This is a genomic window from Leucobacter sp. PH1c, from assembly GCF_000633415.1.
Lineage (GTDB): Bacteria > Actinomycetota > Actinomycetes > Actinomycetales > Microbacteriaceae > Leucobacter.
Window position 1 is genome coordinate 1 of sequence record NZ_AYMV01000006.1, and the last position, 20,744, is coordinate 20,744.

The 20,744-nt window shown below is 72.1% G+C and carries 20 protein-coding genes; 12 read left to right on the top strand and 8 right to left on the bottom strand.

From position 1 onward, the window contains the following. Positions 1–438: type II 3-dehydroquinate dehydratase (gene aroQ, locus U874_RS0101625; protein WP_025132804.1), on the bottom strand; the 438-nt coding region annotated here is incomplete at its 3' end. An 80-nt stretch (positions 439–518) separates the two neighbouring features. Between aroQ and trmB the strand changes: the two genes are divergently transcribed. Further along, on the top strand, positions 519–1,265 hold the full coding sequence (gene trmB, locus U874_RS0101630) for a tRNA (guanosine(46)-N7)-methyltransferase TrmB (protein ID WP_025132805.1): 747 nt from the start codon (positions 519–521) through the stop codon (positions 1,263–1,265). Between the two features lie 109 nt (positions 1,266–1,374). Here the strand turns inward: trmB and U874_RS15455 are convergent, their stop codons facing one another. Together U874_RS15455 and U874_RS0101640 are read right to left on the bottom strand one after the other, a co-directional pair. Next, positions 1,375–2,070: an HAD family phosphatase gene (locus U874_RS15455; protein WP_025132806.1), complete on the bottom strand. Its 696-nt coding sequence runs from the start codon at positions 2,068–2,070 to the stop codon at positions 1,375–1,377. Between the two features lie 164 nt (positions 2,071–2,234). Then, positions 2,235–3,668, bottom strand: a complete 1,434-nt coding sequence (locus tag U874_RS0101640; protein WP_025132807.1) for an amidase — start codon at positions 3,666–3,668, stop codon at positions 2,235–2,237. A gap of 145 nt (positions 3,669–3,813) precedes the next feature. On the opposite strand from U874_RS0101640, the gene U874_RS0101645 reads away from it, so the two are divergent. The 11 genes from U874_RS0101645 to U874_RS0101695 all read left to right on the top strand — a co-directional run bounded on the left by U874_RS0101645 (position 3,814) and on the right by U874_RS0101695 (position 15,325). Further along, positions 3,814–4,548, top strand: a complete 735-nt coding sequence (locus tag U874_RS0101645) for a GntR family transcriptional regulator (protein WP_025132808.1) — start codon at positions 3,814–3,816, stop codon at positions 4,546–4,548. 65 nt (positions 4,549–4,613) lie between these two features. Continuing rightward, positions 4,614–5,753 carry an urea transporter gene (locus U874_RS0101650; RefSeq protein WP_025132809.1) on the top strand — a complete coding sequence of 380 codons (1,140 nt, stop codon included), beginning with the start codon at positions 4,614–4,616 and terminating at the stop codon, positions 5,751–5,753. Further along, a complete protein-coding gene (locus tag U874_RS0101655) occupies positions 5,750–6,694 on the top strand; it encodes a hypothetical protein (RefSeq protein WP_025132810.1) in 945 nt (314 codons plus the stop codon). The genes U874_RS0101650 and U874_RS0101655 overlap by 4 nt, the downstream gene beginning before the upstream one ends. Continuing rightward, the gene (locus U874_RS0101660; RefSeq protein WP_025132811.1) at positions 6,691–7,614 is read left to right on the top strand and encodes a phosphotransferase; all 924 of its coding nucleotides are present in this window, start codon (positions 6,691–6,693) and stop codon (positions 7,612–7,614) included. Before U874_RS0101655 ends, U874_RS0101660 begins: the two co-directional genes overlap by 4 nt. Then, complete coding sequence (locus U874_RS0101665) at positions 7,593–8,909, top strand: hydantoinase/carbamoylase family amidase (protein WP_025132812.1); 1,317 nt, start codon at positions 7,593–7,595, stop codon at positions 8,907–8,909. Before U874_RS0101660 ends, U874_RS0101665 begins: the two co-directional genes overlap by 22 nt. A gap of 224 nt (positions 8,910–9,133) precedes the next feature. Beyond that, positions 9,134–10,501 carry a 3-oxo-tetronate kinase gene (otnK, locus tag U874_RS0101670; RefSeq protein ID WP_025132813.1) on the top strand — a complete coding sequence of 456 codons (1,368 nt, stop codon included), beginning with the start codon at positions 9,134–9,136 and terminating at the stop codon, positions 10,499–10,501. After that, complete coding sequence (otnI, locus tag U874_RS0101675; protein WP_025132814.1) at positions 10,498–11,316, top strand: 2-oxo-tetronate isomerase; 819 nt, start codon at positions 10,498–10,500, stop codon at positions 11,314–11,316. Before otnK ends, otnI begins: the two co-directional genes overlap by 4 nt. Further along, positions 11,313–12,134, top strand: a complete 822-nt coding sequence (locus tag U874_RS0101680; RefSeq protein ID WP_025132815.1) for a DeoR/GlpR family DNA-binding transcription regulator — start codon at positions 11,313–11,315, stop codon at positions 12,132–12,134. Before otnI ends, U874_RS0101680 begins: the two co-directional genes overlap by 4 nt. Continuing rightward, positions 12,131–13,099: a D-erythronate dehydrogenase gene (denD, locus tag U874_RS0101685; RefSeq protein ID WP_025132816.1), complete on the top strand. Its 969-nt coding sequence runs from the start codon at positions 12,131–12,133 to the stop codon at positions 13,097–13,099. Before U874_RS0101680 ends, denD begins: the two co-directional genes overlap by 4 nt. Positions 13,100–13,234: 135 nt before the next feature. Then, positions 13,235–14,620, top strand: a complete 1,386-nt coding sequence (locus tag U874_RS0101690; protein ID WP_025132817.1) for a GntP family permease — start codon at positions 13,235–13,237, stop codon at positions 14,618–14,620. A gap of 6 nt (positions 14,621–14,626) precedes the next feature. Continuing rightward, positions 14,627–15,325: an aldolase gene (locus tag U874_RS0101695; RefSeq protein ID WP_025132818.1), complete on the top strand. Its 699-nt coding sequence runs from the start codon at positions 14,627–14,629 to the stop codon at positions 15,323–15,325. A 30-nt stretch (positions 15,326–15,355) separates the two neighbouring features. On the opposite strand, the gene U874_RS0101700 is transcribed toward U874_RS0101695, so the two are convergent. From U874_RS0101700 to U874_RS0101720, 5 genes are all read right to left on the bottom strand, one after another. Continuing rightward, positions 15,356–16,087, bottom strand: a complete 732-nt coding sequence (locus U874_RS0101700; protein ID WP_025132819.1) for a FadR/GntR family transcriptional regulator — start codon at positions 16,085–16,087, stop codon at positions 15,356–15,358. A gap of 57 nt (positions 16,088–16,144) precedes the next feature. Then, positions 16,145–16,939, bottom strand: a complete 795-nt coding sequence (locus tag U874_RS0101705) for a 3-oxoacyl-ACP reductase (RefSeq protein ID WP_029987414.1) — start codon at positions 16,937–16,939, stop codon at positions 16,145–16,147. A 65-nt stretch (positions 16,940–17,004) separates the two neighbouring features. After that, positions 17,005–18,360 carry an aldehyde dehydrogenase gene (locus U874_RS0101710; RefSeq protein WP_025132821.1) on the bottom strand — a complete coding sequence of 452 codons (1,356 nt, stop codon included), beginning with the start codon at positions 18,358–18,360 and terminating at the stop codon, positions 17,005–17,007. Continuing rightward, the gene (locus U874_RS0101715) at positions 18,357–19,154 is read right to left on the bottom strand and encodes a gamma-glutamyl-gamma-aminobutyrate hydrolase family protein (RefSeq protein ID WP_025132822.1); all 798 of its coding nucleotides are present in this window, start codon (positions 19,152–19,154) and stop codon (positions 18,357–18,359) included. Before U874_RS0101715 ends, U874_RS0101710 begins: the two co-directional genes overlap by 4 nt. Next, on the bottom strand, positions 19,141–20,511 hold the full coding sequence (locus tag U874_RS0101720; RefSeq protein WP_025132823.1) for a glutamine synthetase family protein: 1,371 nt from the start codon (positions 20,509–20,511) through the stop codon (positions 19,141–19,143). The genes U874_RS0101715 and U874_RS0101720 overlap by 14 nt, the downstream gene beginning before the upstream one ends. Positions 20,512–20,744: the final 233 nt, after the last annotated feature.

Sequence of the window (20,744 nt, forward strand, 5' to 3'; positions counted from 1 at the left end):
GTGCGCGATGAGCGCGGCGATGCGGCGCACCGCGAACTCGTAGCCCTGCACGCCACAGCCCACGATGACGCCCGCGGCGACGGGGGAGATGTAGGAGTGGTGGCGGAACGGCTCGCGCGCGTGCACGTTCGTGAGGTGCACCTCGACCGCCGGTAGTTCGACGCCCGCGATCGCGTCGCGCAGCGCCACGGAGGTGTGCGTGAACGCCCCCGGGTTGATCACGATGCCGGAGCAGTCGTGCCGCGCCTCGTGGATCGCGTCGATGAGCACGCCCTCGTGGTTGCTCTGCACGGCGCGCACCTCGATCCCGAAGTCCGCGGCGACGCGCGCGACGAGCGCCTCGACATCGGCGAGGGTCTCCTCGCCGTAGAGCTCGGGCTCGCGGGTGCCCAACAGGTTCAGGTTGGGGCCGTTCACCAGCAGGATGCGTCGGGTCATGGGGTCCTCCGGGTTGAAGCCGTGTCCCCAATGGTACCGCGCGCTTTGCCCTCGGCGCCTCGCCGGACTACCGTTGTGGGGTGACTGACCAGCAGCCCCTGCCCCCGAAGAGCTTCGACCCGAGCACGTTCCGCGACAAGCCCGTCTCCTTCGTTCGACGCAGCGGGCGCATGACCCCCGGTCAGCAGCGCGGCTGGGACGAGCTGTCGCCGCTCTACCGCATCGAGGTGCCCCGCGGCCCCGCCGCGACGAGCGTCGCCGAGGGCGCGAGCATCGACCCCGAGGCACTGTTCGGGCGGCGCGCGCCGCTCGTCGTCGAGGTCGGCTCCGGCCAGGGGCACGCGATCGTGCACGCGGCGTCGACCCACCCCGAGCGCGACCACATCGCGATCGAGGTGTTCCGCGCCGGGCTCGCCCGCACCATGAACGCCGCGGACGAGGTGGGCGCACGCAACCTCCGCCTGATCGAGGCGAACGCGCCCGAGGTGCTCGAGCGGTTCCTGCCCGCGGGCAGCGCCGACGAGCTGTGGGTGTTCTTCCCGGACCCGTGGGCCAAGGTGCGGCACCAGAAGCGTCGGCTCGTGAACGACGAGTTCGCGGCGATCGCCGCGCGTGTGCTACGCCCCGGCGGGGTGCTGCGGCTCGCAACGGACTGGGAGGACTACGCCGAGCAGATGCGCGAGGTGCTCGACGCCGCCCCCGATTTCACGCGCGACTTCGCGGGGGACTGGGCCGAGCGCTTCGACGGCCGCATCCTCACGGCGTTCGAGCGGAAGGGCGCCGACAAGGGGCGCGATATCCGCGATCTGAGCTACCGCCGGGCGTAGCGGGGAGGACGGCCCCAGTCTGGCTGCGCCCGGGGCCGGATGCGGCCTCGATCCCGACCCTGCCGGAGCCGGACTGGATCCCGACCCTGCCGGAGCCGGGCCGCGCCCCTCAGAGCAGCGCGGGATCGAGCGCGGGCACCACGTGCGGCGTGAGCGCGCTCGCCGCCGCGAGGTCGAGGCTGCCGAGCACCGCGACCGTGGGGACGCCCGCGCCGTGCGCCGCGCGGATGCCCGTGCGCGAATCCTCGAACGCGACGGCCCGCTCTGGCGCGACCCCGAGCACGGCTGCGGCGCGCGCGTAGCACTCGGGATCCGGCTTCGAGGAAGCCACGTCCTCGAGCGCGACGATGGTCTCGAACGCGCCGCCGAGCCCCGCCTGCTCGAGCGCCGGCACGACGGTCTGCCGGCTCGCCGCGGTGACCACAGCGAGGCGCTTCCCCGCGGCGCTCGCAGCCGCGATGAAGTCGCGGGCGGCGGGCGTGATGGTGCTCTCCTCCGCCGTGCGCTCCAGGTAGCGCGCGTTGAACCGGTCGAACAGTTCCTCCGCGCTCGGGGTGGGGCCGCTCGCCTCCGCGGCGAGGACGCCGAACATGTGCTCCTCGGTGAAACCGGCGAACTCCGCGAAGTAGCGCGCAGCGGAGACGCGCACGCCGAGCTCCCGCTCCGAGATCTCCGCGACGAGCTCGGCGAGCAGTTCCTCGTCGTCCGAGAGGGTCCCGTTGAAGTCGAGGAGGAGGGCATCGGCCTCCGCGATCAGATCGCGGGTGTCGAGCGCGCGGGCGTGAGCGGGGATCGGGTGGGTCACTTCGGGGTCCTTTCGAGGGCCGGGCGCGCGGAGCGCACCCGGGGTGCGGGGTGACGGCGTGACGGCGTGGGGAGTTCGGGGAGCAGGGAGAACAGAGGGAGCAGAGAGAGCCGGGGGAGCCGGGGGAGCCGGGGGAGCCGGGGGGTGCTTCGGGCGGGGCGCGGTCACCGGGCCTCCGGCTGCGACGGCAGGCGGGGGATGCCGAGCGGGACGGCGAGGAGCGCCTCGAGCGTCTCGGCGAGGTCGAGCAGCGCGTGGTCCGCGCCGTGCGGGCCGGCGAGCTGGAGACCGATCGGGTGCCCGGCCGCCGTGCGCGCCATGGGCAGCGCGACCGCGGGCTGCCCGGTCTGGTTGAACCAGGCGGTGTAGTTCGCGTGGAAGAGGAGCGGCTGGGAGGTGTCGGGGCCGAACGCCTCGGCTGCGAAGCGGTGCGCGCCCATCACGGGGGACACTACGACGTCGAAGCCGGCCACGCGCTCCGCGGTGCGGGATGCGACGGCGGAGAGGTGCTCAAAGTCGAGGAAGTAGTCGGTGGCGCGCAGTGCGGCGCCCGGGGCCGCCCACTCCCGGATCGCGGGGAGGAGCGCGTCGCGGCGTTCCGCTGGGCAGCCCGAGAGCTCCGCGAGGCAGCGCGTCATGAGGCAGCGGTCGAGGGCCGCGAAGTCGGCCTCCGAGATACCCGGCGCGAACTCCTCGAGCTCCGCGCCGTGCGCGCGCAGCTCGGCGAGCACGCGCTCGAAGGCCGCGCGCGTCTCGGCGTCCATCCCGGGCCCGTAGCCGGGGCTCTCCATCACGCCGACGCGAAGCCCGCGGAGCGCGTCGAGCCCGGCGCTTCCCGCGACGGCCGGGCCGCCCGCGCCGGCCACGCCACGCTCCGGCCGCGCGGGGAGGGGGCGCGAGAGCTGGTCGCCGGGGTGCGGCGCGCCCACGATCGCGAAGAGCTCGCGGGCCGCGCGCACCGTGCGCGCCATGGGGCCGGCGGAACGCCAGGTGCTCGCGGGCGCGTAGGCCAGCGCGCCCTGCGTGGGCTTCAGCGCGACGAGGCCGCAGTGCGCCGCCGGGAGCCGCACGCTGCCCGCGATGTCGGTGCCGAGCGCCGAGTGGCCCACGCCCGCGGCGACCGCCGCGCCCGCGCCGGAGCTCGAGCCGCCGGGGGACGCCGAGAGGTCCCAGGGGTTGCGGGTGACGCCGAACTGCGAGCTGATCCCCGCGGCGAGCAGGCCGTAGTCGGGCATCGTGGTCTTCCCGACGATGAGCGCACCGGCGGCGCGCAGCCGGGCCACCGGAACGGAATCGCCCCGGGACACCGCGCCGGGGTGCGTGGCGCTGCCGTGCCAGCGGGGGAGCCCGCTCACGTGAAAACTGTCCTTAACCGTCACGACCGAGCCCCAGAAAGGTTTATCGGAATATACCTTTTTGTCGGCAGCTGAGAGTGCCTCGGCGTCGCGCCGGGCTGCCGCGATATCGAGGGCCGAGAACGCGCCCGTCGCGCGCTGCACGTGCTCGGCGTGCGCGAACTGCAGTTCGCTGGACTCGCGTGAAAAACTCTGGTCAAGTCCGATTTCTCTCGGGTCGATCCGTGATTCGGTGCGGCTCATGGTGCGCGTTCCCCTCTGCGATGAAGGTCGAGTGTGCGAGGCGAGAATTGCCTCTAGACACGGAGTGTAGCGGGGAATATATACTTGCCGAAACCCCCGCTCAGCGGGCTAAATGGTCCAATTTCTCGAACCTTTGGAGGCGGAGATGGAGATCGGCGATCGGCTCTCGCACATGGTGGAGCGGCTGCGCCTGCAGGGCGAGGCCAAGCTCCCGCCCGAGCGCGAGCTCGCGGAGCAGCTCGGAGTCTCGCGCGGCACGGTGCGCAAGGAGCTCGCCGGCCTCGTCTCCTCCGGCCAGATCGAGCAGCGCGTGGGGCGCGGGGGTGGCAGCTACATCCGAGACGTCGGCGTCGCCGCCTACATCACCTCGGGCGCCGGCGGCGCGCCGTTCACGGTGTCGCGCTCGCTCAACGCCGTCGTCGGCATCCCCACGCTCCTCGTGGACCAGGGCTATCAGCCCAGCACGCGGATCCTGCGCGCGGAGGAGCGCGACGCGCTGGAGGGCGAGCGCGCGCAACTGGCGCTCGACCCCGGCGAGCGCGTCGTCACGATCCGGCGCCTCCGCTCGGCCAACGACGTGCCGCTGTCGCTCGAAGACATGACGCTTCCCGCCCGTGTGTTCCCGGACATCCTCTCGCGTGACCTGAGCTCGATCTACGAGCTCATGGCGGGGGAGTACGGGACGCCCGTTGTCACCGCGCAGGAGCGGATCGGGATCGGCGAGGCCACGCCCTCGGCCGCCTATCTCCTGCGCGTCTCGCCCGGCACGCCGCTCTTCGATATCGAGCGCGTCGCGCTCGACGCCGACGGGCGGCCGATCGAGCTCTCCCGTGACCTGTTCCGCTCGGACATCACCCGTCTGACCGTGACGAGTCAGTAGTTCTCCCACCGCGCAGCGCGCCGCATCGGCGCGGTCCGCTGCGCCCAACCCCTGAGGAATCAACGATGATTCACCCCTCCGTCACCCCTCCCGCCTCTCCCTCCGTCAGTCCACCCGTCCACCCCCTCGACCGCTTCTCCGGCACGTTCCGGGCGAGCGAGCACATCGATCGGCGCAGCCCAGTGCTCGGCGTCGTCGACAGCGCCCTGCGCGGCATCGGCCAGATCTTCCTGATCAACAATCCGCTCACGGGCCTCGCGCTGCTGCTCGCGATCGCGACGCAGTCGCTCTGGGCGGGCACGCTACTCCTTGCCGGAGCGCTCGTCTCGACGCTCACCGCGCTGCTCCTCGGCTACGACTCCGGCGTGGTGCGGCTCGGCTTCTTCTCCTTCAACGGCGCGCTGTTCGGCGTGCTCGGCGCGGTGTTCCTGCAGGGCGAGTGGTCGCTCGGCAACGCCGTGTTCACGCTGCTCGCTGCGGCGATCTCCGTGCCGATCATGCAGGCCACGATCGAGGTGCTGGTGGTGCGGTTCGACGCGCCCGCGCTCTCCCTGACCTTCGGTCTGCTCGGTCTGCTCGTGCTGCTCCTCGCCCCGGCGACGGCGCACGGCAACGGCAACATGTCGCTCTTGCAGCCCGTGCAGCGCTTCGCGCACGCACCCGATCCCGTGCTGCGCGCCGCGATCGACGGCCCGGCGGTCGACCCGCTCGCCGGGCTCGTGAACGCGACGTTCCGCGGAATCGGTCAGGTCGTGCTCATGGACTCGGTGCTCGCGGGCGTGCTGATCGTGATCGGGATCGCGCTCGCCACCCGCATCGGCGCGATTCTGGCGATCGCCGGGTCGCTCACGGGGGCGCTCGCCGCCCAGGCGATCGGCGCCGATGGCTCCGAGATCTACCACGGCCTGTGGGGGTACAACGGCGCCGTCGTGGCGGTGGGGCTCTTCGGCGTGATCCTTGTGCCGAGCGTGCGCGCGCTCGTCGCGACGCTCGTCGCTGCCGCGGCCTCCGCGCTGCTCTACGGCGCGCTCACCCAGTTCCTCGCGCCCTACGGGATCATCCCGCTCAGCCTCCCGCTCGTCATCGTGATCATCGGCGCGGTGCTCGCGCTTCGCGCAAGTCGCATCGGCGTGATCCCGATCCCCGAATACTCGAACGCCGAGCACCAGCTCCGCGCCCGCTCCCAGGAAAGGACACGCTCGTGACCGGTTGGCAGGACAACATCGATGAGTGGGTGCACGGCTTCGACGCCGGCGCCATCAGCTGGGGCGGCCCGGTCGCCCAGGTGCCGTCGCCGAGCTGGTGGGCCTCCGACAGCACCCTGATCGCGGGCGAGTGCCCCGACTCCGGCCCCGTGCTGCTCAAGAAGCTCTCCCGGCACTCGTGGTCGTGGCGCAACCGCGACAACCTGATCGCCGCGGCCACCGCCGCGGGCGAAGCTGGTATCGGGCCGCGCATCTACGCCGCCGACAGTGAGCTTGGCGTGCTGCTCGAGGAGCGGCTCAGCCCCGAGTGGCGCGTGGGCCGGCTCGACCTGTTCCTCGACGCCGGCCTGCGCGGGCGCCTCCGGGATGCCCGGGCGCGCTTCGCGGAGCTCGATGTGCCGCTCTCCACCCGCAGCCCGCTGATCGAGCTGCTCCAGCTCCTTGACGAGTGCGACGACCGCGGGATCGAGGTGGATCCGCGCGTGCGCGAGCTCGCCGGCTACGTCGCGGGCTTCCGTGCCCCGCTCCTCGCCTACCGCCGCACCGTCGAGATGCGGCCGTCGCAGGGGGAGGGCACCGTCTCGAACATCATGGTGAACGGGGCCGGGGACGTGCGCCTCGTCGGCTGGAGCTCCGCCGCGAGCCTCTCCGCCGTGCACGATCACGCCGTGCTCGTCGCCGAAGCCTGCCCCGGGGCGCTCGACATCGACGCGTTCATCGGCGAGCTCGCGCCCGACGCGGACGCCCGCGACCGCGCGGTGATCAAGCTCATCGCCGGAATCGAGCACCTGCGCTGGGCGGTACTCACCCGGCTCCGCTCGGGCACGGATCCCGATGTCAACCTCGACTCGATTAAGTACGGGCTCTGGCGGATGACGTTCGCCGAGCTGCTCTTCGCCGACCCCGCTACCCGCACCGAACTGGAAGGAGCGCTCTCATGACCGCCGTCGCGCTTCCCGAGGCCCTCCGCGCCGCCATCGCCAAGAACCCCGAGTGGCAGGGGCTCGACGTGAGCGTCGACCCCGTGTTCGGCGGGATCACGAACGAGAACTTCCGGCTGCACATCGGTGCGAGCGGACCCATCTTCGCGAAGGTCCCGGGCCTCGGCACCGAGAAGTTCATCAACCGAGACACCGCGAACCAGGCCGCCCGCCAAGCCGCCGCGGCCGGGATCAGCCCCCGCGTGCTCTTCTACGACGTGGAGAGCGGGATCGAGTTCTCCGAGTTCGTGGCCGACGGATTCCGCACCGCGACCACGCTCGACTTCCAGCGGGCCGATGTGTGCCGCGGCGTGATGGACACCTACCGCCGCTGGCACGGCACGGCGCTGCTCACGGAGACGAAGACGATGGTCGACATGGTCGAGGAGCACCTCGCCCAGGTGGCGGAGGACGCGATCCCGCTGCCCGAGTGGGCGGGGGAGGTGCTGCGCAACTATCGGGAGGCCGTGGACGCATTCATGGTCTCCGGCCTCGAGCTGGTGCCCGCGCACAACGATCCGATGCCGGGCAACTTCCTCATCGACGACCACGCCAACGTCACGCTCATCGACTTCGACTACGCGGCGAACAACGAGGCGAGCTTCGAGATCGGGCTCATCCTCACGGAGATGTTCGTCGACGTGGATCGTTCCCGGGAGCTCGTCACCGAGTACTGCGGCGCGTTCGACGAGCGCTTCTTCGCGCGCGCCATGCTCTCGCGCATGATCGCCGACACGAAGTGGGGGCTCTGGGGGCTCATCAACGCGCACGCCCGCGACGAGGACTTCGACTACTTCAAGTACGGCTCCTGGAAGCTGTACCGCACCTTCTGGATCTCGCGGCGCCCCGAGTATCGCGAGTGGCTCGCGGCGGCGCGCTGATGCCGGGCGCACGGGCGGACGAGCGGATGATCGCGCGGTTCGACGCGCTCTTCGCCGAGCTCTCGGAGATCGGTCGGGCGAACGGAACCGGGCTCCACCGGCTCGCGTTCGGCGCCGCCGACGCCGAAGCGCGCGCCGTCTTCGCGGCGCGCGCGGGAGCGCTCGGGCTGCACGTGCACACCGACGAGATCGGCAACCAGTTCGCGCTCGTGCGGCCGCCCGCGCCGGCCGACCGCACGGTGCTGCTCGGCTCGCACCTCGATAGTCAGCCCGACGGGGGCCGCTTCGACGGCCAGCTCGGCGTGGCCGCAGCGCTGGCCGTCGTCGCCGAGCTCGGGGCCGGCGGCGGTACCGGCGGCGGTGCTGACGGCGGTACCGGCGGCGCCAGCAGCGCCGGGGCCGGCGCCGCCAACGTGGGCGCCGTGAACTGGGCGAACGAGGAGGGGGCGCGCTTCCAGCCCAGCGTCATGGGGAGCAGCGTCTTCACGGGGCAGCTCGCGCTGCGCCCCGCCCTCGCCGCTCGCGACGCGGGCGGGGCGGCGCTCGGAGAGGAGCTGGCGCAGCGCGGGCTCGCGGGCGGCACGGCGCTGCCCGGCACCGTCGTCGCCTACGCGGAACTGCACGTCGAGCAGGGGCCCGTACTCGAACGCGAGGGGATCGAACTCGGCATCGTCGATCGCACCTGGGCCGCGTACAAGGCGGACGTCCGGGTGCACGGCGTGCAGACCCACACCGGCCCCACGCCCATGGCGCAGCGCGTCGACGCGCTCGCCGCGGCCGGCCGGCTCATCGCACAGCTGCGCGAGCTGGGCCTCGCGGATCCCGAGCAGGCACTGCACACCGCCGCCGCGTGGATGCGCATCACCCCGAACTCCCCGAACGCGACCCCCTCGCTCGTCGAGTTCAAGGCCGAGCTGCGCAGCCCCGACGAGGCGCGCCTGCGCGCTGCCCGAGCCGCCCTCACCGCCGCAGCGGGGGAGCTCGAGCGCGAGACGGGCGTGCGCTGCGAGTTCGGGGTCTGGTCCGAGCGGCGGGCGGTGGGCTTCGACCCCGCGGCGGTCGCGCTCGCGAGTGCCGCGGTCGCGGCCGCCGGGATCCGCGCCCGGCGCGTCCCCACGATCGCGGGCCACGACGCCGTCATCATGAACGCCGCGGGCATCCCCACCGCGCTGCTCTTCACCCCGAGCGCCGATGGGATCACCCACCACGCCGCCGAGTACACGGCCCCCGCGGATCAGCATCGCGGGGTGCGCGCGCTCGCCGCGGTCGCCGCGGCGCTGATCGCCCGCGTCTGAGGGAGTGGGCGGAGCCGTTGCCGGGCGCAGCGGCCGCCCGGCCGCCCGGCCGCCCGGCCGCCTGGTCGCCCGGGCGCCCGGGCGACCGAGCCGCCCGGGCGCCCGGGCGACCGAGCTGCCTGGGCCCCGAAGGGAGCCGCTCCTCCCACACCGCACGTCTGTGATATTGTCTGAACCTAGTTCACAAAAATTCACAAACGGCAGTGCGGCCGAAAGGGGCGCCCATGACACTCCGCATCGGAGTCATCGCTGACGACCTCACCGGGGCGACCGACATCTCCGGCTTCCTCGTGGCAGCGGGCCTGCGCACGGTGCAGGTCAACGGCCTCGCAGGACTCGCCGCGCTCGCGGCCGAGGGGCGCGAGGCGATCGCGGAGGCCGGTGCGCTCGTCATCGGCCTGAAGACGCGCTCGATCCCCGCGGACGAGGCCGTGGCCCAGAGCCTCGACGCCCTCCGCGTGCTGCAGCAGCTCGGGGCCGAGCGGATCGTGTTCAAGTACTGCTCCACCTTCGACAGCACCCCCGCGGGCAACATCGGCCCCGTCGCCGACGCGCTCCTCGACGCGCTCGGCGCGGACTTCGCCGTCGCGGTCCCGGCGCTGCCGGTCAACGGCCGCACCGTCTTCCAGGGCATGCTCTTCGTGCACGATGTGCCCCTCGCCGAGTCGAGCATGCGGGAGCACCCCATCACGCCGATGACCGATTCGAGCGTGGTCCGGCTCCTCGCCGCCCAGACGAGCGGCACCGTCGGCCTCGTGCCCTTCGCCGCGGTGGAGCAGGGGCCGGAGGCCGTCCGCGCGGCGCTCGCGGCCTCGCGCGCCCAGGGCGACCGCTTTGCCGTGGTCGACGCACTGACCCACGACCATCTCGACACGATTGGCGAGGCGGTGCGCGACGCCGCGCTCGTCACGGGCGGCTCCGGCATCGGGAGCGGGCTCGCGCGAGCGCTCGTCCGCGGCGCGACCGACGCTGCGGAGTTCGCGCCGGAGCCCTGGCGCGCGCTCGACACGCGCACCGTGCTCCTCTCGGGATCCGCCTCCCGCACGACCAACCGGCAGGTCGCCGCGTACGTCGCCTCGGGTGCACCCGCCGAGGCCCTCGACATTGAGCGAGTGATGCGGGATCCGGAGAGCTACACCGCCGAGCTCGTCTCCCGCGTGCTCGCGACGCCCGCCGACGGCCCCGCGCCGCTCGTGTACGCGACCGCTCGGGCCGAGAGCGTCGCCGAGACGCAGGCCCGATACGGGGGCCTCGATGTGTCCGGTGCGATCGAGACGTGGTTTGGCGGTTTCGCGCGCGAGCTGCGCGAGCGCGGCGTCGGCCGCTTCGTCGTGGCGGGCGGCGAAACCTCCGGCTCGGTCACTCTCGCGCTCGGGATCACCGGCTGCGAGATCGGACCGCTCGTGGCCCCGGGCGTCCCGCTCACCCGCTCGCTCGACGGTGCCTGCGAACTCGTGCTCAAGTCGGGCAACTTCGGTGCCGACGCGTTCTTCGCCGACGCGCAGCGGGTGGCAGCGTCCCCCGGCGACGCGCTCGGCTCGGCGGCCGCCCCGGTCGTGACGCAGGCCGCGGCCACGGAGGTGCAGGGATGACGCGCTTCGCGGCCAACCTCAGCATGATGTTCACCGAGGTGCCGTTCCTGGAGCGCTTCGCCGCGGCGGCCGACGCGGGTTTCTCCGGCGTCGAGTACCTCTTCCCGTACGCGTACGATGCCGCGGAACTCGCGGATGCGCTCCGCCGGAACGGGCTCGAGCAGGCGCTCTTCAATGCGCCGCCCGGGGACTGGGATGCGGGGGAGCGCGGGATCGCCGCGCTCGCCGGGCGCGACGAGGAGTTCGCGGAGGGGATCGCGCGTGCGCTGCACTACGCCACGGCGCTCGACTGCCCCCGGATCCATGTCATGGCCGGCACTGCGCGGGCAGACTACGCCGCGGCCAGGGACCGCTTCGTCGAGCGCGTTCGCGTCGCGGCGGACGCTGCGGCGGCCTCGGGGCGGACGATCATGCTCGAGCCGATCAACCCGATCGACATGCCGGGCTACCTCCTGAACGATGTCTCGCTCGCCTGCGAGCTCATCGAACGCATCGACCGCGCCAACGTGCGCCTGCAGCTCGACCTCTACCACGCGCAGATCATCGCGGGCGACCTCACCCGACTCATCCGCCGCACCGCGCCGCTGATCGGGCACGTGCAGATCGCCTCCGTTCCCGACCGGGCCGAGCCCGACGGCGGCGAGCTCGCACTCGGCCACCTGCTCGCGGAGCTCGATTCGGCCGGTTACGACGGCTGGGTCGGCTGCGAGTACCGGCCCGCCGGCGATACGCGCGCCGGGCTCGGCTGGCTGGACCACTTCACAGACGCTCACCCGCGCCCCGCCGCGGAGCACCCGATCGGAGGCCGCTCATGATCCCCGAAGAACGCCGCAGGCAGTTGCTCGCCATCGTGACCGAGCACGGGGTCGCCACGATCCCGCAGCTCACGGAGCAGCTCGGGGTCTCGCACATGACCGTGCGCCGGGACATCGCCCTCCTCGAACAGGGGGGACGCGTCGTCTCGGTCTCGGGCGGGATCGCGCTGCCCTCGCGGATGGTGCTCGACGCCTCCCACGAGACGAAGCTCGGGCTGCAGCCGATCGAGAAGCGCGAGATCGCCGCGCTCGCCGCCGCACTCGTGGAGCCGGGCGAGCTCGTGTACCTCGACGCGGGAACGACGACGCTCGCCCTGGCGCAGCGCCTCGCCGAGACCGAGCGCGTCGACGTCGTGACGAACGACCTCGCCGTCGCCGCGGCCGCGGGAGCGAGTGCCGCCGCCCAGGTGCACCTCCTCGGGGGCCGTCTGGACGCGCCGAACCAGGCGACGGAGGGGGCGATGGCGGCCGCCGCGGTCAGCCAGTTCAACATCGGGGTGGCGTTCCTCTCGGCCTCGTCGTTCGACCTCCGGGGCATCTCGGTTCCCACCGACGCGAAGGCCGTCCTGAAGCGGGCCGTGGTGGACCACGCCGAGCGGGTGTACCTGCTGACGGACAGCACCAAGTACGGGCGCGTCGCCGCGCTGCGCGCCGTCGCGCTCACCGAATTCGACGGACTGATCACCGATTCCCGACTGCCGGAGACCGCCCGCGCCCACCTCGCGGAGCTCGGCCTCGAACTGCACGTCGCGAGCACCCCCGCCGCCGAAGAGGCGGCGCATCGAGCACCGACCACCGTGAAAGGGCACACCGCATGAGCACCGTCATCGTCACCGGAGGGGCCGGATTCCTCGGCAGCCGCCTGATCGAACGGCTCCTCGCCGCGATCGACGCGGGGGAGCTCCCGTTCGCCGCTGACCGCCTCGTCTCGCTCGACCTCGCACCGAACCGCAACGAGGACCCCCGCGTCGAGTCCGTCGTCGGCGACCTCGCCGACCCCGCGCTGCTCGCGCAGGTCGTCGGGCCGGACACGGTCGCGATCTACCACCTCGCTGCGGTGCTGAGCGGCGGTTCGGAGGAGGACTTCGACCTCGCCATGCGGGTCAACGTCGAGGCGACGACGCGGCTGCTCGAGGCGGCGCGCCGCTCCGGCAGCGCCCCGCGCTTCGTGTTCACGAGCTCGCTTGCCGTGTTCGGCGGGCCGATGCCCCCGCTCGTCCCCGAGACGCTCGCGGCGCAGCCCGAGTCGAGCTACGGTGCGATGAAGGCCATGGGTGAGCTGCTCGTCAACGAGTACTCGCGCAAGGGCTGGATCGATGCGCGCATCTGCCGGCTCCCGACGATCTCGGTGCGTCCCGGCGCACCGAACTCGGCCGCGTCGTCGTTCGCGAGCGGGATCATCCGCGAGCCGCTTCTCGGGCTGACGTCGAACTGCCCCGTTCCGCTCGACACGCAGATGTGGCTGTCCTCGCCCCGAACGGTCATCGAGAACCTGCTCCACGCCGTCGCCATTGATCCGGCCCTGCTGGGCGCCTGGCGGGTCATGAACGTGCCCGGGATCAGCGTGAGCGTCGGCGAGATGCTCGCGGCGCTCGAGCGCGTGGGCGGTGCCGACGCGCGGGCGCTCGTCACCACGGAGCCGGAGGAGCGGGTCATCGACATCGTGTGCTCCTGGCCCGGCGCATTCGACGTCGAGCGCACGCGCGCCCTCGGGTTCCGCGCCGACGTCGATTTCGACACGGCCGTCCGCGAGTTCCGCGACGAGTTCGCGCCGCAGCGCTGACGCTCGCCGCGGCGTCGCGCCGCAGCGCCGCACTCCCACTGACCCTCTGACCGGCGTCGCTCCACTGACCGGCGTCGCTCTACCGACCTGCGTCGCCCCACTGACCCGCGTCGCCCCACCACCAAAGGAGAACTGGTGACAGACACCACCGTGGCCGTGATCGGACTGATCGCCGCCGTCGCTCTACTGATCTTCCTCGTGCTGAGAACGAAGGTCCATGCGGTCCTCGCGCTCGTCATCGCCGCGTCCGTCGCGGGGCTCGCCGCGGGGATGGCGCCCAACGAGACGATCTCCGCGCTCACCACGGGCTTCGGCTCCACGCTCGCCACGATCGGACTCGTGATCGGCTTCGGCGTGATGATGGGGCGCGTGCTCGAAGTGTCCGGCGCCGCAGAGAAGTTCGCCATCACGCTCGTCCGCTTCGTGGGCAAGAAGCGCGAGGAGTGGGCGCTCTCGGTCGCCGGCTTCATCATCTCGATCCCGATCTTCGTCGACAGCGCGTTCGTCGTGCTCGCGCCGCTCGTGCGCTCGCTCGCCCGCACCTCGGGACGATCCGTGCTCACGCTCGGCATGTCGCTCGCGGGCGGTCTGATCCTCACCCACCACCTCGTCCCCCCGACGCCCGGTCCGCTCGGCGCCGCGGGCATCTTCGGGGTCGGCGTGGGCGAGATGATGCTCTGGGGCCTCATCTTCGCGGTGCCCGCCGTGATCGCGATCACGATCTACGCCCGGGTCATGGGCCCGCGGATCGAGGCGCGGATCGCCGCGAGCCCCGGCGGCCCGCTCCAGGCGGACGAGGCGCTCGCCGAGTTCGAGGAGCTCGCGCGTGAGCGCGAGGTGAAGCTGCCGTCGCTCGGCATGTCGCTCGCGCCCATTCTGGCGCCGATCCTCCTGATCTTCGCGAACACCTTCGTGAGCGCGCTGGCCGACTCGGGGGCGTTGGCCCTGCCCGAGGCGCTCGTGCAGACCGTCGCCTTCATCGGCAACCCGGTCATCGCGCTCCTCGTCGGCGTGCTCATCGCAATCTACGGCCTGGCTCGTCACGAGTCGCGCGAGGAGACCATCGCGAACCTGGAGAAGGGCGTGGAGAGCGCGGGCATCATCCTGCTCGTCACGGGCGCCGGCGGCGCGCTCGGTGCGGTGCTGCGCGAGAGCGGCCTCGGCCAGACGATCGGGGAGTGGGTCGCCGGCCTGCCGCTGCCGACCATCCTGATCCCCTTCGTCATCGCCTCCGTCGTGCGCCTGATCCAGGGTTCGGGCACGGTGGCGATCATCACGGCGGCGTCGATCTCCGCCCCGATCCTCGCGGGCATCCCCGACGTGAACCTCGTCCTCGCGGCGCAGGCGGCCTGCATGGGCGCCCTGCTCTTCAGCTACTTCAACGACAGCTTCTTCTGGGTGGTGAACCGACTGCTCGGCGTGAAGGACGCGAAGCACCAGATGCTCGTGTGGTCGATCCCCACCACGATCGCCTGGGGCGTCTCGCTCGTCGTGCTCGTCATCGCCGATCTGGTGGTGTGAGTCGGAATGACGCGGTCAGCACAGCACAGCACGGCGGACTCGGGGAGCGGCGCGCCCCTCGGGGCCGGTGACGACGCCGAGCGCCGGCTCCGGGACCGGATCGTCGCGCTCGGCGCGAGCCTCTTCGCGCGCGGCTTCTCGGTGGGGAGCGCGGGCAACATCAGCGCGCGCTCCGGCGACGGGGTGCTCATGACCCCGACGAACGCGTCGCTCGGGCGGCTCGATCCCGAGCGACTCTCCCTGCTCGGGCCCGACTACGGTCGGCTGAGCGGCGACCTCCCCTCGAAGGAGGTGGTGCTCCACCGGGCCGTGTACGAGGCCCGTCCCGACGCTCGCGCGGTGGTGCACCTCCACTCGCCGTATGCGACCGCGCTGAGCTGCCTCGCCCAGGAATCGGAGCAGGCGATGCCCGCGCTGACGCCCTACCACGTCATGCGGCTCGGGAGCCGGGTGCCGGTGATCCGCTACGGCAGGCCGGGCTCCGATGAGCTCTTCGCGGAGGTGCGCGACGCGATGCGCAGCGGGCCGGCGGCGCTGCTCGGCAACCACGGCTCGCTCGTGGCGGGCGCCTCGCTGGAGGATGCCGTGAACGCGGCCGAGGAGCTCGAAGCCTCGGCGCAGCTGGCGTTCGTGCTGCACGGGCGCGCGCCTCGTTCGCTCACCCCGGACGAGGTGTCCGAGCTGGAGCGCATGCGGATCCGCTGATTCCCCGCCTCCGAGCGAGGCGAGTCGCCCCTAGGACGGATTCGAGAAGAAGCCGCGCAGCAGCGCGGTCGACCCCTCGACGTGCTCGAGCATCGCCTCGGCGGCCGACTCCGGCCGGCCCATGAGGATCGCGGTGACGATCGCCTCGTGCTGGGCGTTCGAGTGCGCGAGATTCGGGCGCAGCATCGGGATGCCGTCGAGCAGCGCGTTCACGCGGGTGCGCAGGTTCGCGATGAGCGGCACGAGGCTCGGCGAGCCCGAGAGCTCCGCGATGAGGAGGTGCAGCCGGGAGTCGAGGCGACGGTGCTGCGTGTCGTCGGCGGCGGCGCACTCCTCGAGCGCGCTGCCGAGCGCCTGCCGTTCCTCGGCACTGAGCTCACGGGCCGCGGCCTCGCGTGCGGCCCCGACCTCGAGCACGCGGCGGAGCGGGGCGAGATCCTCGACCTCCTCCGCCCCGAGCGCGAGGGGGAGCGTCCCGAGGGCCGAGTCGCGCGGCAGCTCGTCGACGACGAAGGTGCCGCCGTAGCGCCCCCGACGGGACACGACATAGCCGGCCTCGGCGAGCGTGGCCAGGGCGTCGCGCACGGTGTCTCGGCTCACCTTCAGCATGGCGGCGAGCTCGCGTTCGGCGGGAAGCCGCGAGCCGGGGCTGATGAGTCCGAGGCGGACGGACTGCAGCAGCCGCTGCATGGTCTCCTCGTACGCGTTCGTGGGGCGCACGCCCCGGACGAGGAGCTCGAAACCATCGTGCGTCAGGTCCATCGAGCTCCTCGTCGGGTGGGCGGGCGGTCGTGCCCGGTCTCTAGCGAGTGTACGCCGCTAGTCGAGGGGCGTCGTGTATGCGCTGCTGATGCCGCCGTCCACGAGGAACGTCGAGGCCGTGATGAACGAGGAGTCGTCGCTCGCGAGGAAGGCGACCGACGCGGCGAGCTCCTCCGGGCGGGCGAAGCGGCCGAGCGGCACGTGCACGAGGCGGCGCTCGGCGCGCTCCGGATCGCTCGCGAAGAGCTCCTGCAGCAGCGGGGTGTTCACGGGCCCGGGGCAGAGCGCGTTCACGCGGATCCCCTGGCGGGCGAACTGCACGCCGAGCTCGCGCGTCATGGCGAGCACGCCGCCCTTCGACGCCGTGTACGAGATCTGCGACGTGGCCGATCCCATCACCGCGACGAACGAGGCCGTGTTGATGATCGAGCCGCTGCCCTGCTTCGTCATGTGGCGGAGCGCGGCCCGCGAGCACAGGTAGACGCTCTTCAGGTTGACGTCCTGCACCTTCTGCCAGGCGGGCAGCTCGGTCGTCTCGATGGAGTCGTCGTCGTCGGGGGAGATGCCCGCGTTGTTGAACGCGATGTCGACCGAGCCGTACTCGCGCGCCGCGGTGTCGAAGAGCGCGTCGACCTGATCCTGGTCGGTGACGTTGACCTGCACGAACAGGCCGCCGACGGCCTCGGCCGCCGCCTGCCCGCTCACGGGGTCCATATCGCCAATGACGATGCGGGCGCCCTCGGCGCGCATGCGCTTCGCGGTGGCGAGGCCGATGCCGCTGCCGCCGCCGGTGATGACGGCGACCTTGCCGGCGAGGCGCTGGGTGAGGTCGATGGGGGTGATGTCGCTCATGTGCTGCTCATTTCTCGTGCGAGCCCGCGGCCGCGGGCGTGAAGAGGTGCGTGAAGGAACTGGGGTTACTCGCTGGCGAAGAAGACGTTCTTGGTCTCGGTGAAGTGCTCCGCAGCGTCGGGGCCGAGCTCGCGGCCGAGGCCCGACTGCTTGAAACCGCCGAAGGGGGTCGTGTAGCGCACGGAGGAGTGGGAGTTGACCGACAGGTTGCCGCCCTCTACGCCGCGAGCCACGCGGATCCCGCGCCCGAGGTCGCGGGTCCAGATCGAGCCGCTCAGGCCGTACTCGGAGTCGTTCGCGAGCCGGATCGCGTCGGCCTCGTCCTCGAAGGGGAGCACGGCGACGACGGGCCCGAAGACCTCCTCGGTCGCGATGCGGGAGCCCCGCTCGGGGGTCACGACCGTGGGGGCGAACCAGGCGCCCGGCCCGCTCGGGGCCGAGCCCCGGAACGCGACGGGGACGTCGGGCGTGAGGAAGCTCGCCACCGAGTCGCGATGCGCGAGCGTCACGAGGGGGCCCACCTCCGTCGCCTCGTCGGTGGGGTCGCCGACCACCACGTTCTGCACGGCCCGCTCGAAGTGCTCCATGAAGCGGTCGTACACGCTCCGCTGCACGAGGAGCCGGCTGCGCGCGCAGCAGTCCTGCCCGGCGTTGTCGAAGACGGAGTACGGCGCGGTCGCCGCGGCGCGCTCGATGTCGGCGTCGTCGAACACGATGTTCGCGCTCTTGCCGCCGAGCTCCAGCGTGACCCGCTTCACCTGCTCCGCGGCGCCCGCCATGATCCGCTTGCCCACCGCGGTGGAGCCCGTGAATACGATCTTGCGCACATCGGGGTGGCTGACGAAGCGCTCGCCCACGACGGAGCCGCGGCCCGCGAGCACCTGGAAGAGGCCCTCGGGCAGCCCGGCCTCAAGCGCGAGCTCGCCGAGGCGCACGCTCGTGAGCGGGGTCCACTCGGCAGGCTTCAGCACGACGGCGTTGCCCGCCGCGAGCGCCGGGGCGAAGCCCCAGGAGGCGATCGTCATGGGGAAGTTCCACGGCGTGATGACGCCGACGACGCCGAGCGGCTCGTGGAAGGTGACGTTCATGCCCCCGGCGACGGGGATCTGCTGGCCGATGAGGCGTTCGGGTGCGCCGGCGGAGTACTCGAGCACGTCGCGCACGTGGCCGGCTTCCCAGCGGGACTGGGTGATCGGGTGGCCCGAGTTCGTCGTCTCGAGCTGTGCGAGGTGCTCGATGTCGCCGTCGACGGCGGCGGCGAAGCGGCGCAGCACGCGGGCGCGGTCCGCGGGGGCGACGGCCGCCCATTCGCGCTGGGCGCGCACGGCGGCCGCGATCGCGCGGTCGGTTCCCTCCGTGTCGACGTGCTCGATCTCCGTGATGACGGCCTCGGTCGCGGGGTTGATGAGGGTCGTGCTCATGACTGCTCCCTGGGGTCTGCGTGGGGGGTCTGGGGTCGGGTAGCGCGGTACTCGCGAGCCGCGGCGACGAGTCCGGCGAAGAGGCGCCGATCCTGCGGGTTCTCCTCGGGGTGCCACTGCACGGCGATGCCGAAGGGGTGGTCCGCGAGCTCGATCGACTCGGGGATCCCGTCGGCCGTGCGGCTCGTCACGGTGAGGCCGTCGCCGATCTCTCCGATGCCCTGGTGGTGGTAGAGGTGGGCGCGGGCGCCCCGATCCTCCCCGAGCACCTCGGCGATGCGGCTGCCGGCGTCAACCTCCACGTCGATCGGATTGAAGACGCCGCCGCCGAACTGGTAGCGGTCGTCGCCGACGACGTCGGGGAGGTGCTGGATCAGGCTGCCGCCTCGCTCCACGTTGAGGAGCTGGGCGCCGCGGCAGATCCCGAGGAACGGGAGCTCCGCTGCGAGCGCGGCGTCGAGGAGCGCGGCCTCGAACGCGTCGCGGTCTCCGCGGGGTGCGCCCGTGCGCTCGTGCGGCTCCTGGCCGTAGCGCGCGGGATCGATGTCGGCGCCGCCCGAGAGGATGATCCCGTCGAGCCCGGCCACGATGGCCTCGGCGATTCCGGGGGAGACGGGCTGGGGCGGGAGCACGATGGCGATGCCGCCCGCGTCGGTCACGGCGTTCAGGTACACCTGGGGCAGGAACGATGCGCGCACGTCCCACACGCCGGTCTGCGCCTGCTCGAGGTAGCTGGTGATCCCGATGACGGGCGCGCGCTGCGCGGCCCCCTCTGGCGTCTTAGAGTCGTTCAAAGCCCCGGATCCTCTCCCAGTCGGTGACGGCTGCGTCGTAGGCGGCGACCTCGACGCGGGCGGCGTGGGTGTAGTGGTCGACGACCTCGTCGCCGAAGACCTCGCGGGCGAGCGCCGACTGCTCGAACAGGTCGGCGGCCTCGCGGAGCGTGGTGGGCACGCGGTCGATCTCGCTCGTGTAGGCGTTGCCCGCGAGCGGCTCGCCGAGTTCGAGCTGCTGCTCGATGCCGGCGAGGCCGGACGCGAGCATGCCGGCGACGGCGAGGTACTGGTTCACGTCGCCGCCCGGCACGCGGTTCTCGACGCGGATGCCGCCGCCGTGGCCGACCACGCGGAGCGCACAGGTGCGGTTGTCGTGGCCCCAGGCGACGGCGGTCGGGGCGAAACTGCCGGCGACGAAGCGCTTGTAGGAGTTGATGTTCGGCGCGTAGAGCAGGGTGAACTCGCGGAGCGCCGCGAGCTGGCCCGCGATGAAGTGGCGGAACATGGGCGACATGCCGTCGCTCGCGCTGGGGTCGGCGAAGGCGGGAGCGCCGTCGCTCGTCCAGAGGCTCGCGTGCACGTGGCAGCTGTTGCCCTCGCGCTCGTTGAACTTCGCCATGAAGGTGATGCTCTTGTCGTGCGCAGCCGCGATCTCCTTCGAGCCGCTCTTGTAGATGGAGTGGTTGTCGCAGGTGGGGATCGCGTGCGCGTAGCGGAAGGAGATCTCCTGCTGGCCGAGGTTGCACTCGCCCTTCACGCCCTCGCAGTACATGCCGGCGTCGTCCATCGAGTTGCGGATGTCGCGGAGCAGCGGCTCGAGTCGGGTCGAGCCCTGCAGCGCGTAATCCGTGTTGTAGTCGGAGCCGGGCACGAGGTCGCGGTAGCCCTTGCGCCAGGCGGTGCGGTAGTCGTCGTCGAAGACGATGAACTCGAGCTCGGTGCCGACGAAGGGGACGAGGTCGTGTGCGGCGAGGCGCTCGACCTGGCGCTGGAGTACGCGCCGCGGGGACACGTCGATGGGAGAGTGGTCGCTCGCCCGGGTGAGGTCGGCGATGACGAGGGCGGTGCCGGGCAGCCAGGGGACCCGCCGCAGCGTCGAGAGGTCGGGGAGCATTGCCATGTCGCCGTAGCCGCTCTCCCAGCTGGTGAGCGCGTAGCCCTCGACCGTGTTGAGCTCGACGTCGACCGCGAGGAGGTAATTGCAGCACTCCGCACCGCCCGCCATGGTGTCCTCCAGGAAGAGGCGCGCGGAGACGCGCTTGCCGACGAGGCGGCCCTGCATGTCGGTGAACGCGACGATCACGGTGTCGATCTCGCGGCTCGCGACGGCCTCGCGCAGCTCGTCGGGGGTGAGATTGCCGCTCGCGGGGATCATATGGTCTCCTTGCTCGTCGTTGAGGTTCGGTGATGAGCCGGCCGTCTGGCGCTGCCGAAGCTTCGGTCGCGACCGCCCGGCCCACTCGTTTAAAGGTAGATCTTTCGACCATTAAAGCACACTCGGCGGTGCCGGGGGAGTCCGATCCGATTCTCGGTGCGCTCGGCCGCCCGTGGGCCTCGCGCCGCCGCTCGGCGATGCGAGGGATTCACAGAAAGGTCCAGATTTAAGGA

Bases quoted from the DNA above. Each gene is read 5' to 3' on its own strand.
- U874_RS0101640 (WP_025132807.1), bottom strand. From the start codon at position 3,668: ATGAGCCGCACCGAATCACGGATCGACCCGAGAGAAATCGGACTTGAC.
- U874_RS0101645 (WP_025132808.1), top strand. From the start codon at position 3,814: ATGGAGATCGGCGATCGGCTCTCGCACATGGTGGAGCGGCTGCGCCTG.
- U874_RS0101650 (WP_025132809.1), top strand. From the start codon at position 4,614: ATGATTCACCCCTCCGTCACCCCTCCCGCCTCTCCCTCCGTCAGTCCA.
- U874_RS0101660 (WP_025132811.1), top strand. From the start codon at position 6,691: ATGACCGCCGTCGCGCTTCCCGAGGCCCTCCGCGCCGCCATCGCCAAG.
- otnK (WP_025132813.1), top strand. From the start codon at position 9,134: ATGACACTCCGCATCGGAGTCATCGCTGACGACCTCACCGGGGCGACC.
- otnI (WP_025132814.1), top strand. From the start codon at position 10,498: ATGACGCGCTTCGCGGCCAACCTCAGCATGATGTTCACCGAGGTGCCG.
- U874_RS0101680 (WP_025132815.1), top strand. From the start codon at position 11,313: ATGATCCCCGAAGAACGCCGCAGGCAGTTGCTCGCCATCGTGACCGAG.
- denD (WP_025132816.1), top strand. From the start codon at position 12,131: ATGAGCACCGTCATCGTCACCGGAGGGGCCGGATTCCTCGGCAGCCGC.
- U874_RS0101695 (WP_025132818.1), top strand. From the start codon at position 14,627: ATGACGCGGTCAGCACAGCACAGCACGGCGGACTCGGGGAGCGGCGCG.
- U874_RS0101700 (WP_025132819.1), bottom strand. From the start codon at position 16,087: ATGGACCTGACGCACGATGGTTTCGAGCTCCTCGTCCGGGGCGTGCGC.
- U874_RS0101705 (WP_029987414.1), bottom strand. From the start codon at position 16,939: ATGAGCGACATCACCCCCATCGACCTCACCCAGCGCCTCGCCGGCAAG.
- U874_RS0101710 (WP_025132821.1), bottom strand. From the start codon at position 18,360: ATGAGCACGACCCTCATCAACCCCGCGACCGAGGCCGTCATCACGGAG.
- U874_RS0101720 (WP_025132823.1), bottom strand. From the start codon at position 20,511: ATGATCCCCGCGAGCGGCAATCTCACCCCCGACGAGCTGCGCGAGGCC.